This window comes from Leptolyngbya sp. PCC 6406, assembly GCF_000332095.2.
Taxonomy (GTDB): Bacteria; Cyanobacteriota; Cyanobacteriia; order Phormidesmidales; family Phormidesmidaceae; genus PCC-6406.
Genome location: NZ_KI913949.1, coordinates 1865837 through 1883332, shown reverse-complemented (window position 1 = coordinate 1883332; position 17496 = coordinate 1865837). Strand labels below are relative to the sequence as shown.

Annotated in this window: 14 protein-coding genes; 4 read left to right on the top strand and 10 right to left on the bottom strand. The window is 55.0% G+C overall.

The annotated features are described in order from the left end of the window. Positions 1-98 precede the first annotated feature (98 nt). From LEP6406_RS32015 to LEP6406_RS0208505, 7 genes are all read right to left on the bottom strand, one after another. Positions 99-1094 carry an IS1/IS1595 family N-terminal zinc-binding domain-containing protein gene (locus LEP6406_RS32015; RefSeq protein WP_081748042.1) on the bottom strand — a complete coding sequence of 332 codons (996 nt, stop codon included), beginning with the start codon at positions 1092-1094 and terminating at the stop codon, positions 99-101. Between the two features lie 28 nt (positions 1095-1122). Next, positions 1123-2388, bottom strand: a complete 1266-nt coding sequence (locus LEP6406_RS0208530; RefSeq protein ID WP_008310117.1) for a hypothetical protein — start codon at positions 2386-2388, stop codon at positions 1123-1125. Between the two features lie 103 nt (positions 2389-2491). Beyond that, positions 2492-2902: a HEPN domain-containing protein gene (locus tag LEP6406_RS0208525; RefSeq protein ID WP_008310120.1), complete on the bottom strand. Its 411-nt coding sequence runs from the start codon at positions 2900-2902 to the stop codon at positions 2492-2494. Further along, positions 2886-3236, bottom strand: a complete 351-nt coding sequence (locus LEP6406_RS0208520; protein ID WP_008310122.1) for a nucleotidyltransferase domain-containing protein — start codon at positions 3234-3236, stop codon at positions 2886-2888. The genes LEP6406_RS0208525 and LEP6406_RS0208520 overlap by 17 nt, the downstream gene beginning before the upstream one ends. Further along, positions 3229-4299 (bottom strand): RAMP superfamily CRISPR-associated protein, encoded by a 1071-nt coding sequence (locus LEP6406_RS27160; protein ID WP_008310126.1) that lies wholly within the window; start codon positions 4297-4299, stop codon positions 3229-3231. Before LEP6406_RS27160 ends, LEP6406_RS0208520 begins: the two co-directional genes overlap by 8 nt. After that, positions 4299-5489, bottom strand: a complete 1191-nt coding sequence (gene cmr1, locus LEP6406_RS0208510; RefSeq protein WP_008310129.1) for a type III-B CRISPR module RAMP protein Cmr1 — start codon at positions 5487-5489, stop codon at positions 4299-4301. Before cmr1 ends, LEP6406_RS27160 begins: the two co-directional genes overlap by 1 nt. A 35-nt stretch (positions 5490-5524) precedes the next feature. After that, complete coding sequence (locus LEP6406_RS0208505) at positions 5525-6013, bottom strand: CRR6 family NdhI maturation factor (RefSeq protein ID WP_027268969.1); 489 nt, start codon at positions 6011-6013, stop codon at positions 5525-5527. Positions 6014-6174: 161 nt separating this feature from the next. On the opposite strand from LEP6406_RS0208505, the gene wecB reads away from it, so the two are divergent. Continuing rightward, on the top strand, positions 6175-7287 hold the full coding sequence (wecB, locus tag LEP6406_RS0208500) for a non-hydrolyzing UDP-N-acetylglucosamine 2-epimerase (protein WP_008310132.1): 1113 nt from the start codon (positions 6175-6177) through the stop codon (positions 7285-7287). A 45-nt stretch (positions 7288-7332) separates the two neighbouring features. Here wecB and LEP6406_RS27155 read toward each other — a convergent pair whose 3' ends face one another. Next, on the bottom strand, positions 7333-10179 hold the full coding sequence (locus LEP6406_RS27155) for a TIGR02921 family PEP-CTERM protein (RefSeq protein WP_008310134.1): 2847 nt from the start codon (positions 10177-10179) through the stop codon (positions 7333-7335). 573 nt (positions 10180-10752) lie between these two features. Between LEP6406_RS27155 and LEP6406_RS0208490 the strand changes: the two genes are divergently transcribed. Beyond that, positions 10753-11673, top strand: a complete 921-nt coding sequence (locus LEP6406_RS0208490; protein ID WP_008310136.1) for a thylakoid membrane protein ThyD — start codon at positions 10753-10755, stop codon at positions 11671-11673. A 229-nt stretch (positions 11674-11902) separates the two neighbouring features. After that, on the top strand, positions 11903-15484 hold the full coding sequence (locus tag LEP6406_RS33790) for an SUMF1/EgtB/PvdO family nonheme iron enzyme (protein ID WP_008310137.1): 3582 nt from the start codon (positions 11903-11905) through the stop codon (positions 15482-15484). Between the two features lie 328 nt (positions 15485-15812). On the opposite strand, the gene LEP6406_RS0208475 is transcribed toward LEP6406_RS33790, so the two are convergent. Both LEP6406_RS0208475 and LEP6406_RS33555 read right to left on the bottom strand, forming a co-directional pair. Beyond that, positions 15813-16244 carry a type II toxin-antitoxin system VapC family toxin gene (locus LEP6406_RS0208475; protein ID WP_008310140.1) on the bottom strand — a complete coding sequence of 144 codons (432 nt, stop codon included), beginning with the start codon at positions 16242-16244 and terminating at the stop codon, positions 15813-15815. A gap of 4 nt (positions 16245-16248) precedes the next feature. Continuing rightward, the gene (locus tag LEP6406_RS33555) at positions 16249-16497 is read right to left on the bottom strand and encodes a hypothetical protein (RefSeq protein WP_008310142.1); all 249 of its coding nucleotides are present in this window, start codon (positions 16495-16497) and stop codon (positions 16249-16251) included. Positions 16498-16687: 190 nt separating this feature from the next. Here LEP6406_RS33555 and LEP6406_RS32005 point away from each other — a divergent pair, with 190 nt between their 5' ends. Continuing rightward, complete coding sequence (locus tag LEP6406_RS32005; RefSeq protein WP_008310144.1) at positions 16688-17197, top strand: nucleotidyltransferase family protein; 510 nt, start codon at positions 16688-16690, stop codon at positions 17195-17197. Positions 17198-17496: the final 299 nt, after the last annotated feature.

The window sequence follows — 17496 nt, the reverse complement described above, 5'->3', positions numbered from 1 at the left end:
AGTCTTGCATTTGTATCTGCAACTTCGTCGATCCAGATTGTTTTTTCTGATTGCTGGGTAGCCCATGATTGACATCTACCCAGTCGGGCACTGTCCTGTTAAGGGGTGATCCATTCAAATCCTCTGGATAAGAGGATCTCAGAGATTTTCAGTGGGCGCTGAATGAATCCCATTGCCATTGCTGGTGTTCTGGCTTTGCCTAAACTCCAATGGGGCCGCACCCAGTTGTGAATCAGGCGCTGTACATTTAAAGCCCGCTGCAATCCTTCTAACTGCTTAGCGTAGTGGTTCTGACGTCTTCGATAGGCCGTTGCTCGACGCCTCAAGGCACTGTTAAAGGCTTCAAGGTGATTGGCATGAACCTCTGCTATGGAACTCATCGCTGTCCAGGGATGCTCCACTTGGAGCCACTCCACCCGGGCCTTGCCTTGAGAGCCTTTGATCTTGATGGCCACTTCTAAACCTTCACGCCAGACCTTCTGATAGGGATATGCCTCTGAGGTCAGGTGGCTCGGTAGATAGACGCTGGCCAGTTTCCACAATTCCTTGCCATAGCGCCGCTCGCCATCGGTAAACCATCGAATCCAAGCACTGGACACAGCCCACTGCCAGGCCCGCTCCACCCCCTGCTCAAACAACTGAGCCGCCTTGAGTCCCGCACTGGCTTCTAGCCAGTAACGACTCTCTCGCTCAATGAAGCTGATCGTCCAGCCTTCTGAGGCTTCGGGGGGAAGGTTCTCTCCCACCCGGGTATAGAGTTCATCGCCCTCTATGGTGACTTCTCCGCCCTCAGGTGCAGGGGGAGACCAGGCGGGCAGATGAGATGATAAGCGCTCTTCCCAAGCGCTAATACTGCTCGGGGATGTCCCCACGACCCTAGCGGCGGCTCTGATGCCAAGACCTTCGCCTCTGGCATTCAGGGCCATCTCTACCGTGGCTGCTGGCGTTCGTAGGCGGGCCATCGGGGTACCGCTACGTTCATTGAAGCGACGGCCACACGTCTTACAGAGGTAGCGTTGCACGACTTGATCGCTCTTCAAGGTTTTGCTACCGTTCTTGACGACCTCTTCACTCTGGCAATAAATACAGTGCATTGGGCTTAAGGCTTGCTGCATCTACAGTCTAGCTCTCACCCCCTAAGCTGACAGTGCCCAGTCGCCGTCTTTCACAAATCTCACAAACCTTGCCGAAAGAGAATCTGTCTGTTTTAGCTTGGGGACGCAGCCCACAAACTGTACAAATATCAGCTACGTTATTTTGCCAAAATTGCTTGACATCTTTACTCGATGGTGGTGATGTAATAGATTGTGCAAGGAGCCTGCCAACTGGTGGAATTTCATTGTGAGGTGGATTTCTTGTCTGCCAGTCTGGGTCTTGTCCCCACCACGCAGCCCTGTCTAGTTCAACGATCGGAGTAATCTCCCCTCCAAGAGCTAGGTTGCTGTCATTTCTCAATGTTCCTTGCTTAAACGCCTGTAAGATCAATGCGTGTAGTGTTTTGCCATTGTTGTCTGTAAAACTTAATAGATTTGGCAAATCGGGTACGACAAAAAGACTACCATTCTCGTCCCGATATACTTCATTGGCTAAAGGATACTCTTCCTCTAACAACCGACGTGCTTTATTGAGAGAATCGCCTAAAATGTCTTGCCTACTCAACAAGTCGGGAAGTCGCGTAACGCTGGTGATGTAGTTAAGCCCATTGGCTCGAATGCTCAGCAACCGCCAACGCAGATCGTGAGCAGGTGGAGTTTGCCCCGATAACAATACTCCAGCGATCGCAGCTTTGTAGAGTGCTCCTACCAGCGTTCCCCAATCCCACAAACTAATTTCATTGATAGGGTGCCGTGTATCTGCACCGACTTGGGTGAATAATTTACTAGCTGAGTCAATGAGATTTGTCCGATCGTTGACAGAGTAGTTTATAAGAGTTGTCCACGGTAAATTCCAAAGTTGAGTGGTCAGATTATTGGGAATATTTTTCTCAAACCCGAATGGAGAACTGGCCTGAATATCAGGATAGTTTTGCTTTCCACCAATGGGATCTTGTTTGTCAAAATGAGATGTATTGTGACAGCGGGAGAGAAATTGTAAAAGGGATGAAGCAGATTGATCATTCCATTTGTTCTCCCACTTATTCAACATGTCGTCTAAATTCTCCGTGACACTGAGAATTTGTAACGAGGTAGACAATGGGTTTGGGTTTGCTTGATTAGCAAGTTGTTGAAAGAGTTGATTGCGGGGCAGTGCTTGATCTTGAGGTGTTTTGTTAGCCGCCTGCACCCTAAGTTGCTCATCCGAACATTTGCGGTAGTCATGCAACCAACCAATGGCTTCAGCCAACAAGATTACCTTACGGTGATTAACCAGAACATCAAGCTGACTCACGCCTTTACCTCGCTACGCCACTGCTTCAACTGCTCTGCTGTTCGCTGTGCCCGATCGCTCAACTCACGCCAAGTATCGCTTGATGATCCCAAGAATGATTCACTCATTGCTCCTGCTCTCCTTCAAACTGCCTCAATTCCTGAGTCACCATCTCAAATATCTGCCGTGCCAGTGCTAGAGCTTCCTGAGCATCGCTGGCTTCTGGTAACCCTTCCAGTAGCGAACCGGGTAAGGCATCGGGGTAGCGGGTAGGGATATAAAAACGATCGAGAAGTTGAACGTATAGTGCGATCGCAGCCAGAGGATTTGGATCGAGCAAATTCACTAAATCTCCCAGTCGATGGGTACGTGGTGGAACTTGCCCCTGGATAATCAGCAATGCTTTGGTTGTTTTCTCAGCACATTGTTGAGCATGGAAGCAGACCTGGTTGTATAAACCATCCGCGATCGCCAACTCCGACATCCGCAAATCTTCACGGGCAAACGTCAACCAAGATTCATAAGCTTCGCTCATGTAAAATTCTCCCTTTGCCCACAATTTCGTCCCGCACAAATGCCCGCTCTTGGCACAACTGCTCAAACTCAGCAGGCGTGTAGACCAACACATCCAGTCCTACTTTCGGTTGCAGCAACTGCAAGACTTCTTTAGTGCGCTCCAAAAACCGTTGGTTAGTTTCTTTAACAATCACCAAGTCAATATCAGACCATTCATGAACGGTTCCGGTTGCCATTGAACCAAACACCCGAATCGATCGCGGGTCATAGATTTCTCGCAGCACTGACACATAGCGGTTAAGCTCTGCCTTAAGTAGTTGCTGTCGAGTGGTTACTGCATCTAATTCAGGCATTGTTTACACCTCCTTCAATTTGTTGCCTGTGACAAGACTCTGCTGTTGCCATTAGTGATTCAAATGATATAAACTCCCTTCTTCCAAATAACTTAGGTCTGTCATTTCTAGATTCCCACCATTTTTTAGCCTCTTGGTATAGTTTTTTGTTGTGTGTTCTACCTTGACCTTGCAGAAAAGTTTTGTATTGTTTTTCTTTTTTGAAACCACTGTCATCATTCAAGAATTCCGATTTTAGGCTACCACTATCATCTAAAAATTCTAGTTTTTGATCTGAGATCGAACTTTCCTCTAAACACGCCCAATTCGCCCGAATTCCAAGTTCTATTTTGCTGTTTAACTCTGCAATGCCAAAACCGCTGCTGGTCTTTGCTCCGAAGCCATAGACCGTGAGCATCGCTTGTAAACCTTCGGCAACCAGTTTCAAATCTTCAGCAACTTCACTGTGCTTGACTTCTCCAAACGGAACATACAGCAACACAAATTTTCCTGTAGCATCGATCGGGACGCACTCAATCAAAATCGGGTTTTTGCCAACACCCGTTTTGCGATCGTGCGGGTTAATCACTTCCAGCCGTTTTTTCTCATCAATATTTCTGAAGAAAGTTGGATAAAAATAGAGGCGGCCTGATTGCAACTTTTTATGATCTTCCTCTTCACGCTCATTGCCAAAGAGCCGAATAATTTGCTCATCGTTTTCTTTACGCCCTAATTGCCACAGTGCTGCTCTTAACGCCCCTTTCCAACTGGTAGATGCAACCATTGGGGTTTGAAACACCTTGTCTTTGCGGACAGGGTTATCGAGCACGTGAAAGGTGCGATCGTCTTTGCTCAAGTAGGGTTTTCGCAGCTTGAAGGGAACACTCAGCATGAAGCTGACATATGGCAGGCGATCGAGGTCAGAAAGCTTTGGAGTGAAATCAAAATCTTCAAGTTTTAGATCGCGATCGATTTTCTCATAATAGTTTCGCCACTCCTCGTAATACTGCTTTTTATCCTTGGCAAAAAAGGCTTTTTCAAGCCAATCGTTATGAGCTGCCATTGCCATAAAGTCATACTGCATCAGCCATTCTCCTGCAATTGCAACAAGCTACGCAGAAATGCCTGAACATCAGTTTGATTTGCGGTGACAGTATCTCTCTCCAAGTTCATTTCTCGCCAACCATGCAAGGTATAGTGGGCTTTCAGGTGTTGACAAATAGCATCTACAATCTTTTCTCTGCTCCAGCCATTTTTATAAACCTCTGCTTTTGTAGGAACCCAACCCCAAATGCGCATTAACTTGTCATCGTTATAGGAACGAGAAACTTTAATTTTGGCAGCTTGGCAATTGTCTTTCTCAATACCCATGATGAAGTGCCGTAGTTCTTGTTCTTCTTTCTCTTTGTTGTTACCGCTGTCTTTATCTTTTTTAGTAATGGGTTTATTGCTTTGATTTTGCTGCTGGGGCGTAATTTGCTGTGTTCTGAAAAGTTGCCTGAGGTCATACTTCAAATTGAATGTGTCTTCCTCCTTAAACGAAGAGTTTGGGTCTTTGGGCTGAATCTGTGCCAGGAAGATGTTTTGTGGCGAAGGAAGATCTGGATAAGTGTGACTTCCGACTGTGGTGATGAGCCAGTCATAGAGAGGTTGCGTATCAATGCGGATTCCTTCTACTTGAATCACACCAAAACCCATTTGAGGTCGGGCACCCAATGCGGACCAATCCGCGATGAATTGAATTAATCCACCGATAATATTTGGGTTGAAACCTGGATGGAGACTTTGAATCTTAAGAACAAACGTCCCCGTTTTTGGAGCATTTGGAGACTTGGCATCTGGGAAATACCAAGTTGGTGTTTTTTGGTTGCCCTGCTTATCTGTATAAGTGCGATTTGCCTTCATCGGATGTTGGACTGAAGCATCAGTTACTTGAATGTCCTGTATCTCCAGCCGAAAACGGTGTTTCCAGCCTGTCGCACCAAAAATCTGGGAGACATCGCATAATCCAGCATTGCGCAAATACTTTCGACGCTCAAATTCATCTTGTAACTGGCGATATATCTTGGCATCAAATTCATTGGGATTTAAGCCGCTGCGATGCTCAGATTTCTCAGCGGTTGGATCTTTCACGTGACCGCCAACCCCGCGCACCAGCACTTCCATCCACCAGCGCAGGCTACCGAGGATGCCGGTTTCGTGGATGTGATCGCACTTTCCGGTTTCCACTCCCCCCGTCCAGAGAGGAGTTAGGGTTTTGATTTTTACTTCCATAGCCGTTTCTATTTCCTCTTGTGGAAGTTCTGGAATTATGTTACGGGCGATCTCAATAATTCAAACAGGCCATCGTCAATTTCGTAGCCCAGCATCTGGGTCATGAATTTGAGGCGGGTGAACTGGGGGATGCCCTGGGCCTGGAGCCAAGGCGCGATCGCAAAAATTTTGCCCATGACAAAAATCTCCAATGCCTCCGGGTTGTAGCGGATGCCGTCCTTGGTGCTGAATTGGTGGGGTACTAGCATGGCAGCATAGCGACCTAGTTCCCCTGTCTCCCAGTCCAGCACCAGGGGTAACCAGGGAAAGCGTTGATCCAGACGGAGGAACCAGAGCCGCACCTCGGGGATCTCCGACAGCTCCCGAGGATCCGTCGGATCCCGAGGCAGATCAATGGCAAAGCTCAGCTTCACCTCCGGATCCAAGATTTTCCCTGTTGCCACCAGATCCTCAATCACGGCACTCGCAGCGGCGATATCAAGGCTGGCCAAGAGGGGAGGAGTGACTGCAATACTAGGGGCCATAGGGAAATATTTATCGGTAAAACCATTGCCTTCATTGTGCCAGGGACCGTAGCGTCTCCAGTCCCCATGCCATGATAGAACCGATGCAGGCATAGCCTGTTTTAGTTAGATAGTTTTTGTGCTGGCATAGTTGCTGGCATCGTTTTTGTATTGGATAGTTTATGGCGACGGCACCGATTCGTATTTGTATTACCCTGGGCACGCGACCGGAGGCAATTAAACTGGCCCCGGTGATTCGGGCCTTCCGTCAAGCCCCAGAGTTTGCGACCCAGGTCATCCTCACGGGGCAACACCGAGAAATGGTGGCCCAGGTGATGGATCTGTTTGAGTTGCAGGCCGATGAAGACCTGGATATCATGCAGCCCCAGCAAACCCTGACGGATATCACCTGCCGCAGCCTCCAGGGTTTGGAAACCTGTTTTCAACGGCACCAGCCCCAATTGGTAATCGTGCAGGGGGATACGACTACTGCCTTTGCTGCTGCCCTGGCTGCCTTCTATCAGCAAATTCCCGTGGGCCATGTGGAGGCGGGTTTACGCACCGATGATTTGCTCAACCCCTTCCCGGAAGAGGCCAACCGCCGCTTGATTTCCCAGATTGCACGTCTTCACTTTGCCCCCACGGAAACGGCGGTGGGGCATTTGGCGCGATCGGCGGTGGTGGGGGCGATCCACCATACGGGGAATACGGTCATTGATGCCCTACTGGCGGTGGCAGCACGACACCCCGATTGCCCTATCCGGGGGCTGGACTGGGGCCAATATCGGGTGCTGCTGGCGACGGTCCACCGCCGAGAGAACTGGGGTGAGCCGTTGCAGGATATTGCGGCTGGGTTTCTCACCGTGCTGGACAAGTTTCCCGACACAGCCCTGCTGCTGCCTCTCCACCGCAATCCCACCGTGCGGGAGCCGTTGACGGCGATGCTGGGGAACCATCCCCGTGTGTTTCTGACGGAACCGCTGGACTACGGGCAATTAGTGGGGGCGATGCAGCGCTGTACGCTGTTGCTGACAGACTCCGGTGGGTTGCAGGAGGAAGCCCCTGGTTTGGGCAAACCTGTCCTGGTCTTGCGGGAGACGACGGAGCGTCCGGAGGCGATCGCGGCGGGTACGGCGAAATTGGTGGGGACAGATGGGACTGCGATCGCAACTGCTGCCACCACCCTGCTCAGCAATCCCGCCGCCTACGCCACCATGGCCCAGGCGGTGAATCCCTTTGGCGATGGGCGAGCCTCGGAGCGCATTGTCGCCATCGTCCGCGATTATTTTGAGTAGGGCCATTGGGTGAGGGTAGCCTGGGTCGTGACGGTAAGACCCTGATTACCTATCTGGGGATCGGAGCCGCCGCAGGCTCCAGAGGCAGAGGACGCCACCGATACTAATGCCTAGGGTCATCCCGGTTTCCGGCACCGTAGGCACATTCAACGGATTACCGGGAGTCGTGAGGGTATCTTCCCCGGTTTCCACGGTGCGGTCAAAGCGATCGCCGCCCGCCTCCGCTTGCCGCAGCGCCTCCCGTTGGCGATCGTCCACCAAGACCAGCATGGAGGAATAGGGGGTCACGACTTCAGCCCGTTTTGCGATCGCATGGAGACCATCCAGCACCGACACCTGGGTCACATCCTGACTGCGGCTGAGCCAGCGAATTCCCTGACGGGCTGCCATAGCCATCGGCCCAGGGGCTGGGACTGAAGCCCCAATCCCTGAATCAGCCAACAATACCCCCTCAGGACCAGCCAGTTCCCCCAGAGCACCCTGAGCCACCGTGGACAGAATCTGCCAGCGATAGCCCTCCATTACCGTGCTATCGCCGCCCTGCTCTGCACTATAGCGGGCCAGTGCCTCCGGGAGATCCGCCGCCACACCACCCCCAGTCCCATTCAGAGTTTGGAGCAGCCCATCCTCATAGGCAGGGGGAAACGCCCCATCGAGATGCACCAGGTAGAGGGCTCCGGGGAGATCCGGCAGGGTCGGCGCATCCGGCTCCAATTCGTAATTTCCTGCATCCGTCAGCACAAAGACCCCGTCATAGGCTTGCCCCGCCCGCAGGCGATCCCACTGCTCCAGCATTGTTGCCAGGGACAGATTTCCGTAGAAGGTGAGTGCCTGGGCCTGGGGGAGCGAAGTCAGCCGTTTCGGCGGCAGTGCCGCCGCCGTCCCATAGAAATCCACCTGATTCTGGGGAACTAATGCCTGGGCTTGCTCCAAGGCAGCGGACAGAGCCGCACTGCGATCGCCCATGCTGCGGGAGGTGTCGATCACCACCGCTAGCCGCTGGCCTTGAACCGAGGCAACCTCAGTCCCTGGGGAATCTACCCTTGGCGTCGCCGTCACTCGATAGCCCTCTGGCAAGGTGACCTGATGCGCCGCCGGGGGGGCTGGGGTGTGGGCAGGTAGCGCCGCCTCGTACCAGATATCCGCCTTGGGACGGAATGGTTCTTCCCAGCGCTGACGCTGGGTTTTCCCGGTCCAGTAGAGATTGCGCCGTTCCCGCAGTTGGGGCAAGGGCCACCCCCCCTCCTGTTGCATGACCTGGTAGGTGAGCCAGAGGTGGGTGATGCCCGGTTGATTACGATCCTGGCGGGGGGGAATGGGAAACACCCGCAGTCGATATTGACGCGGTCCCACCTGCTCCAGCAGGGCTGGATCCACTGCGGCTTGGGTTTGGCTGCGCTCAATTTCGGCCTTGTATACTTTTTGGGCCGCGCCTCGGGGGGAGACCACGAACCGATAGCGCTGGTCCATGCCCTCTTCCCCCAGCCAGATCCCGCTCAGGGTGGCGCTTTCTGGTAAGGAGAACTGGTACACGATCTCCTGATCATCACGGGTGAAGTTTTCGTAGCGCTCGTAGATCTCCACCGTGGCCCAGTCGCCCTGCTCCTGGGCCGTTACCTCTTGGGCAGCGAGGTGGATGACCCGCTGGTTGATATTCAGCAGGCTGGCCTCTACTGAATCGCGGTTGACCGTGGAGGTTAGGGCGTACTGAATAGTCTCTTTTTCCGCCTTTTGTATCGGGGTATCGAAGAATTCGGCATAGAGCGCCGCCGCCCGCTCACTATCGCCACGGTTACCCTGATAGAGAAAGGGGGACAGGAGCCGGTTATGAAAATTCTGGATCTGCTGGGCTGGGTCGGCAGGTAGCTGGAACAAGGACTGATACCATGCCCGAATGCGGTTGGATTCTGTGGCCGGACTCAGATAGCGATAGGGAAACAGGTAGGCATTCAGTAACCCTTGGCGGATTTGGGGCGACTGGGCCAGAAGGGTTTCGAGGCTGGCCTCTGTTGGGGGACTGTCCAGCAGGGCAAAAGCTTGGATCTGGGGTTGGGGCAAGACGATGCCCACGATAATACCCAAGGCCAGAGTGACGCCCCCGGTAATCAGCCATCCCTGCCGCCAGCTATATTGCCGCCCAAAGGCTTGCAGAATTCGCCCCCAAGACCGGGTGAACATGTTTACCAAGGCGTAGGGCATGGCAATGAACAGGGCAGCGGTGAGGCTGAACAGTGCTAAAGCTCCCAACATAATTGTCATGCCCAGCAGTTCCGCTAGGAACAGTTGGACAGACTGCCACAGGTTGCCAGACCAGGTTGGGGTCAGGGCGGTGCGTAGATTCCACGCTAGATCCGCCAGCCAATGGAACTGGAAAAAGTTGTAGAGCAGTTGGCAGAGCAGCGGCACGGTGTAGATCAGCAGGATTGACCCGATGTAGAGGCCACTGAGCAATACCAGGGTATGGCTGACCATCTGGAAGTAGGCCAAGCCCTTTTTGTAGGCGGCGTAGCCAAAGGCTAGTTCTAGGGTCACGGTTGCGATCGCGATTACCCCCACCGTCAGGACCACGGTGCTGGCCGGGGTCAGCTCCCGCAGGAGAAACAGCCGCAACAGCGCCAGGGTTAGCAAGGGCGCTTCCACCCCATAGAACAGCCGCATCAGCAGCACTGGGTGGGGCCGCAGTTTAACCAAGCCAAATAGGGTGCAGGCAACTGGGACCGTTAAAAGCGTGCCTAGGGGTAGCAAAAAGGGCCAGGGAATCTCTCCGGCCCAAATAGCTGCCATCAAAGGAAGGCCCACTATGGGCATGATGCCCAGATACACCACCATCAGAAATAGGGCATTCCAGCCCCAGAACAAAAGGTGGCAACAGGCATGAATCAGGTTTTTCATCGGCGATCCCAGGCGATTTAGGGCGTGTGGACAATTAACGAGGAAACCCTGGCGGAGTAGGCATGACCACGACCGCCCTACGGAAACAAGCTAGTACACCCAGGCCGAAATAAGCTTGCTATTCTGTCGCGCCAGCCCAACATTGTCCGGTCCCCTCGCCCCCTGGGAGAGGGCTAGGGAGAGGGACCGAGGTGTGCCACGATAGAACGGCTAGGGTATTTACGCCGCCCAGCACTAGGGGCTGTAACCGCTCCATAGCAAGGAATCTGGCTTTGATTGTCCACAGCCCCTAGCAGCGGACCAAGAACCGCCTCCATCTTGGCCTTGCTCTACTCCAAATGCCCACAAAGATCTTCCCACTCGAATGGGCATCAACGTAAGTCGAGACAATATGGGCTCCGAGGAATTCAGGAGTCAGGCGTCAGTACTCTCCTAGATTCTGGCTCCTAACTCCTCCCCACGAGATTTGTCCCGCTTTGAGTTGATACCTACCCGAATCCCTATGGCCTACCCCTATGTGCTTCTAAGAGAAACAAAATACAGTGGAAGGGTACTTGCAGCGTAGGAAGCCCCATGAAAGTTGCCATCACGGGAGCCACAGGATTCATCGGTAGTCACTTGGTCGCAGGGCTGCATCAATCCGGCCATGACATTGTGGTCCTCAGTCGCGATCGCGATCGCGCCCGCCGGGTTTTTCCCGAAGTCGCCTTTCCCCGCGTAGAAACCATCCCCTATACCCCACTGCAACTGGGGGATTGGCAAAGGGCGATCGCGTCCTGCGATGGCGTCGTGAATTTGGCCGGGGCTCCCATTGCCGAGCGCTGGACCCCCGCCCACAAGCAGGCTATTCAAGACAGCCGCATTAAGGCCACGGCGGTCTTGGTGGATGCGATCGCCCAGGCAGACCCGAAACCCACAGTCCTCGTCAGTGCCTCCGCCATCGGCTACTACGGCACCAGCGAAACCGCCGTCTTTGACGAAACCAGCACCCCAATCCAAACAGACTTTCTCTCCCAGTTATGTCAAGACTGGGAAGCCACAGCCCGCCAAGCTGAAGCCGCTGGGGTCCGGGTCGTCATTCCCCGCTTTGGGATTGTTCTCGGCCAAGGCGGAGCCTTAGCTCGGATGTTGACCCCCTTTCGCCTCTTTGCCGGGGGTCCCATCGGCAGCGGTCGCCAGTGGTTTTCTTGGATTCACATTGACGATCTCGTCAGCTTGATCACAAAAGCCCTGACAGACTCGACCATGCAAGGGGTCTACAACGGCACTGCTCCCGCCCCCGTGACCATGGCCACCGCCTGCGATGCCCTCGGCCAAGCCCTCCACCGTCCCTCCTGGCTACCCGTACCGGACTTTGTAATCCAAGCCCTACTCGGAGATGCCGCAATCGTGGTGCTACAAGGCCAGCAGGTGTTGCCCAAACGCACTCAAGCAGCAGGCTTCACCTACCAATACCCCACGGTGGCAGCGGCCATGAAAGCAGTGGTCACCTAATCTCTAGAGGCCGCAACCCAGCGCCCTTTTCCCCAAGTCAGAACCGGCCCTCTAGGGGCTGGGTATACTGAGTAAGATTTGCACCCAATACTAAGCCGGTGCCGTCGCAACCCACCTACGCCACCCTGCGGCGGTTTTTGCGGGTACGGAACGAAGCAGAAAATGAACACTCTCGATGGAACCCTCGTAAACTGAGGGGAATTGATGGTAGCCGTATCCATTAGCACCCGTGCCCGACACCGATTCTTCATCCCTATCTAGTGCTGAAGCTAGTGCTGAAGCTACTCGCCAGCGGCGGGCCAGACGGCAGCAGCGCACCCAGACCATTTTGCGAATTTTAGGATTGCCGGGGGGCCTGGGACTGGCCTTCGCTATTCACCAACTGAGATCGGGTCAACTGGGGCTGGCCCTCTTGACCGGACTCGCCTCCTTCGGGGTGACGATCATCGCCCTATTTGCCAAATTTTTCTCGGAACTGGGCAACAAAATCCTCGATCGCATCGAAGAACGCCTGGAGGAAACCACCGACTCCCTTGCAGAGTGGGTGGTTGTCCAATTAGAAAGCGCCCTGGTACGCCTGTGGTGGCAAATCACCCCTCAGTTTCGCGGCGCTTACTACGAGAGCCTGAACTATGGCTACAGTGCCTACAAAACCCAGGGCTTAAAAACCCCGGACCAAGTCACCCCCGACCTGGCAAAAGTATTTGTCCCCCTACGCATCGCCGCCAAGGGGCTCGACCAAATCTCCCCCGCCCTGATTCAGCGCCAAGAAACCAAGGGCAGCTTAGAGGTGTGGGACTTTCTAGAGCAAAGCCAATCGGAACCGACCTATCGGCGCATGGTGATCATCGGTGCTCCCGGCTCTGGCAAAAGCACCCTACTGCAACACATCACCCTGACCTACGCCCACAACACCCACCGCCGCCGCAGTCGTCGCATCCCCACCCTGGTGCCGGTCTTACTGCCCCTCCACGCCATTCGCGACCAGATTACCGCCCCCGAACCTCCGCCCTTGCCCAGGGTGATCGTGGCCCAGATCAAAACCCTCCCCAAGGGCAAGGGGTTACAGGTATCCCCCCAGTGGTTTGAGGCCAAGCTGAACCAGGGACAATGTCTGGTCATGTTAGACGGCCTGGATGAGGTGCCGGACGAAGCCCAGCGCCGCCAGGTGAGTAATTGGGTCGATCAGCAAATGCGGGCCTATCCCGAAGCCCGGTGGATCTTGACCTCCCGGCCCTATGGTTATCGCCAAGCTCCCCTAGAGGAAGCCCGCATCACCCTGGGGGTGCAGCCCTTTAGCCTGGGGCAAATGGAGCAATTTTTGCAGCGGTGGTATCTGGATACGGCGGTCAAGGGGCGGGGCCGTGACCCTGGGGTAGAGGCCGAGGCCACCGTCCAGGCCCAGGACTTGATTCACCGCATCAAAAACTACCCGCCCCTAGCGGCCATGGCCCTGAATCCCCTGCTGTTGACCATGATCGCTACCGTGCATAAAAACCGGGGGGCGCTCCCCGGCAACCGGGTAGATCTCTACGATGAGATCTTTGATGTGCTGTTGGTGCGACGACAGTCGGCCAAAAAGTTGACAGAGCCCTTTCCTTTGCGGGCAGAGCAAAAGAAGCTGGTGCTGCAAGTGCTGGCTCTGGCCTTGATGGAGGAAGAACGGCGGGAGTTCACCCAAGGGCAGGGGGTGGTCATCATTGCCGATGCCCTGGCCTCTGTGGCCGGAGATCGGGTCAGTCCCCAGGACTTTTTGACCCATATTGAAACTGTGAGTGGCCTATTGCTAGAGCGGGAATCGGGAGTGTATCAGTTTGCCCACCTGAGTTTCCAAGAATTTTTGGCCGCTGCCCAGATCAAGGAGCTGGGCCAAGCAGAACGACTGGTAACCCAGGTCCACCAAACCTGGTGGCACGAAACCATCCGTCTCTATGCCGCCCGCAGCGACACCACCGCCCTAGTCACCGCTGCCCTAGAGACCCCCACCCTGGCCACCCTCACCATTGCCTTTGACTGCCTAGAGGAGGGTAAAAGCCTCGCGGTGGCGGTGCGCCAGCGCCTAGAGGCCATGGGGCTAGATTCCCCCGACCCGGCGATCGCCAAGCTGGCGGCAGAGGTAAAACTGGCCCGCCGCCTCACCCGGCTGCTGCGTATCGATGAGGCGGTACAAATCGACCAAAGCCCCCTGACTTGGGCCGAATTCAACTTGTTCGGGCGAGGACATCAGCCCCAGCCACCGGGGCTCACCCCCCCATCGCTGGCCCAGCCCGCGATCCTATCCTTTGAGCAAGCCCTGGGGTTTTGCCAGGGCTTGGCCGATTGGGCCAGCCACAACCAAGTGGCCCAACTGGAGGGGGATCTCCTCGCGGCGGCAGGCCAGTCCACCCTCTATCGCCTGCCCACGGCAACAGAATTGGCACGGGTGCCCGCCGCCGAAGGTCAGATGTCCTGTTGGACCCTGGACAGCCTCCCCTTTGGCCATGGACTGCGGCTGGTAAAAGAAACGCTGCCGATGGAATATGGCCCCTTGTATCGGGCACTGCTGGCCCAAGATTGGCCCCAGGCAGACCAAGCCACCACCGCTTTGTTATGCCCCCAAGCCAGTGCTGCCACCCCAGGGGCGGCAGCGCTGGCGGCAGTGCCGGGACATCGTCTCCACCGCATCGATCGCCTGTGGGCACAGACCACCCAGGGCCATCAAGGCTGGGGGGTGCAGGCCAGTCTGTGGGCGGGGCTAACGGGGCCAGCGGCCCAAAAACCCCAGCAGTTGGCCCAAGCAGTGGGCTGGGCCACAGCCCCTGCGCCGCCCACTCCTCCCCCTGGGTACTACCCTCGCCAGAGCTTTTCGGCGGCCCTGTTGGCCAAGTTTATAGAAGGTGGGGCCGATCTGAACTTCCCCCGGCAGAGCTTTGAGGCGGTGACGGTGGATGGCCAGGGGCAAGAGCGGCAGCGCCAATGGCATCAGGTGCGTTGCTTTGTGGAGCCCTTGGGGCGGGGGGTGAATCTGGAAATGGTGGCTATTCCCCCAGGGGAGTTTTGGATGGGGCAAACCGATGAGGAAAAAGCCGAGCTAATTCGTCAGGTGGGGGAGGAAATATACCAGAGTTGGTATGCCAGAGAACTACCCCGCCATCGGGTCCAGCTTCCCGGCTTCTGGCTAGGGAAATATGCCATTACCCAAGCTCAATGGCGAGCGGTAGCCGGATTGCCCAAAATCAAGACCGAACTCAAGCCCAACCCCGCTAAGTTCAAAGGGGACAATCGCCCGGTAGAGTGCGTGTCTTGGGATGAAGCAGTGGAATTCTGCGATCGCCTCACCCGCCACAGCGGCCACGACTACCGCCTGCCCAGCGAATCCGAGTGGGAATACGCCTGCCGCGCTAGCACCGAAACCCCCTTTCACTTCGGTGAAACCATCACCACCGATTTAGCCAACTATCGGGGGCAAGACTGGGAATACAAAGGCACCACCTATCCCGGCAATTATGGTCAAGGGCCAAAGGGCACCTATCGCAAAAAGACCCTAGACGTGGGCAGCTTTCCCCCCAATGCCTTTGGCCTCTACGATATGCACGGCAATGTCTGGGAATGGTGTCAAGACCACTGGCACGGCAGCTACGAAGGAGCCCCCACAGATGGCAGTGCCTGGTTATCTTCTGACGAGAATAAAGAACGGCTGCTGCGTGGCGGTTCGTGGTACTACAATCCTGGGTTCTGCCGCTCGGCCTTTCGCGGCTGGGACTCGCGCGATGCCCAGGACAACGACATCGGTTTTCGGGTTGTCTGTGTCTCCTCGTGGCCTCTTCCGTAGCCCTCTGCCCTATAGTACTTTTGCACTATTCTCTTTTTTCTTTACCCTTCCCCTTCGCGCAGAGCGCGAAGAAATTTTTTTTGCATTTTGGGCTGTTTATGTTCGACTTCGCTCAAGGCAGTCCTCTTCCGCGCGAAGCGCTCGAATTTTTTTGCCTTGTTTCGGGTATCCCCGTCTCCCCCTCAAGCCCTATCCCTGACCCCGGCCCCACCGCCACAAGACCCCAGTCGGGGCGGGTTTGGCCCCCCTGTATCGCAACTCCCCCGCACCTTCGTATCAAAACCCGCCCCGGCTAGGCTGCCTCTTGCTTCCAGACGGCAGAGCCAGATTAAGGCAGGTCAACTGTCCGGATGAGTTGAACAGGAAACCCGAGACCGACTGCATTGCGATACAGAGGTCCGTCTAATGTCCAGAGCTCGGCATTTAAGGACTCGGCTAAGGCAAGGTAGGCGGCATCGTAAGCATTTTGGCGACCCAACGATAGAGCAATTTCTACCACCCTTGGGGTATGAGCGACAGGATGGTAAACAATCGGCAGGTTTCTGAGGGAGTTTAAGGCTGTGGCTAAATCAGCTTCCGAGAACTGACCCGCTACGATGGCTCTGGTAAGGGCATTGGCCACTTCGTAGGGCAGCAAATGGGGCGCATGGAGAGGGGTGTTTTGCTGCAACCATGCGTTCATTTGAGTAAGTACTCGCTCGCGGCGCGGATCGCCACTGACCAGAACGATCAGCAGGTTAGCATCTAGCACAATGGCCATAGCCCTACATCAGGCTCCGGTGTTCGAGATCATTGCGGCTATGGCGGCTTAATGCCACGGCATCGATGCTGGGTTGCCTGCGGCCAATGTCGCCGAGATGTTGGAGATGGCGCAAGGCATTGGTAACCCCTAGGGGAGCGTTGGGGACAGTGGGGTGCTTGAGCTTGAGGAAACACAGAAAATCTAGTACTTCCTGAATTAAAAAGTCAGGTGTCTGTTCAAGTTCTTGTAAAAGTTGTTCCTTGGCAGTCATGGTTGGGATCAGGAAAGTATGCTGATGGCAGATTCTCGCAAGGGCTTATAACCAAAGGCGCAAGCCCGACGCAATAGTCCATAGCCACTAGGGCAAAGACTTCTAGTTTAGTGTTACTTGCTTTTCGGCTCCCTGTCTTTGATGACCTTGATAATGCGGCCTGCTTCAAGGGGTAGGAGGCAGAGCCTCGGTGGGGGTGCCTGGGCTCTACCTAGACACCAGAGAAAGGGGGCCAGTTCCTATTGGTTCTGTCTTGCGGGCTGATTTCCATCCCGATAGTGATATTGACATTCTTGTTACGTTTGCGCCTGGGCAACGTTTGACCTTAGATCATTGGTTGAAAATCTGGGAGGAAATCGAGACATTATTCGATCGTAAGGTTGATCTTGTCAGTAAAGAATATCTCAAGAATCCCTATCGACGGCACGAAATTCTGAACACCTGTCAAGTCATCTATGCAATATCGCGATATTGCTTCGGTTTGGGATATGGTGCAATCCATTCAACGAATTCAAGGGTCAAGCCCCGCTGGCCCAGCAACACACACCCGCTAGGTCGCCCTCCGGTTGACCCAGCCTACGCCAAGGGATGGGGTAGACCCGCGAAGGGGACGGGTTCCTTGACAGCGGTAGGCGAAGTGGGGGAGATGGCCCCCAAGGAACCCGTCCCCGTTCACCAGCACCACCGGGGCAGGTTTTGAGCGCACCATGCCCCCAAGGCGTTGAGGGCGATCGGCCAAACCTGTCCCTACGAGCAGCCCGGTCCCCTCTCCCCCTGGGAGAGAGCTAGGGTGAGGGGCTGAGTGTGCCACGATGGAACGGTTAGGATATTGACGCCGCAGAGGACTAGTCCCGCAGGGCGTAAATCAGTCCACTATTGTCGCACCAGGCCAACATTTTCCGGTCCCCTCTCCCCCTGGGCCACCGTGTATACAGATAGCAGTGGCCATCCAGGTTAGGACAAGTGGCTTAGAATTGTGGATTTAATAAAACCGAATTC

Excerpts from the sequence above, each read along its gene's own strand:
- LEP6406_RS32015 (WP_081748042.1), bottom strand. The coding sequence starts at position 1,094 with ATGCACTGTATTTATTGCCAGAGTGAAGAGGTCGTCAAGAACGGTAGC.
- LEP6406_RS0208525 (WP_008310120.1), bottom strand. The coding sequence starts at position 2,902 with ATGAGCGAAGCTTATGAATCTTGGTTGACGTTTGCCCGTGAAGATTTG.
- LEP6406_RS0208520 (WP_008310122.1), bottom strand. The coding sequence starts at position 3,236 with ATGCCTGAATTAGATGCAGTAACCACTCGACAGCAACTACTTAAGGCA.
- LEP6406_RS27160 (WP_008310126.1), bottom strand. The coding sequence starts at position 4,299 with ATGCAGTATGACTTTATGGCAATGGCAGCTCATAACGATTGGCTTGAA.
- cmr1 (WP_008310129.1), bottom strand. The coding sequence starts at position 5,489 with ATGGAAGTAAAAATCAAAACCCTAACTCCTCTCTGGACGGGGGGAGTG.
- LEP6406_RS0208505 (WP_027268969.1), bottom strand. The coding sequence starts at position 6,013 with ATGGCCCCTAGTATTGCAGTCACTCCTCCCCTCTTGGCCAGCCTTGAT.
- wecB (WP_008310132.1), top strand. The coding sequence starts at position 6,175 with ATGGCGACGGCACCGATTCGTATTTGTATTACCCTGGGCACGCGACCG.
- LEP6406_RS27155 (WP_008310134.1), bottom strand. The coding sequence starts at position 10,179 with ATGAAAAACCTGATTCATGCCTGTTGCCACCTTTTGTTCTGGGGCTGG.
- LEP6406_RS0208490 (WP_008310136.1), top strand. The coding sequence starts at position 10,753 with ATGAAAGTTGCCATCACGGGAGCCACAGGATTCATCGGTAGTCACTTG.
- LEP6406_RS0208475 (WP_008310140.1), bottom strand. The coding sequence starts at position 16,244 with ATGGCCATTGTGCTAGATGCTAACCTGCTGATCGTTCTGGTCAGTGGC.
- LEP6406_RS33555 (WP_008310142.1), bottom strand. The coding sequence starts at position 16,497 with ATGACTGCCAAGGAACAACTTTTACAAGAACTTGAACAGACACCTGAC.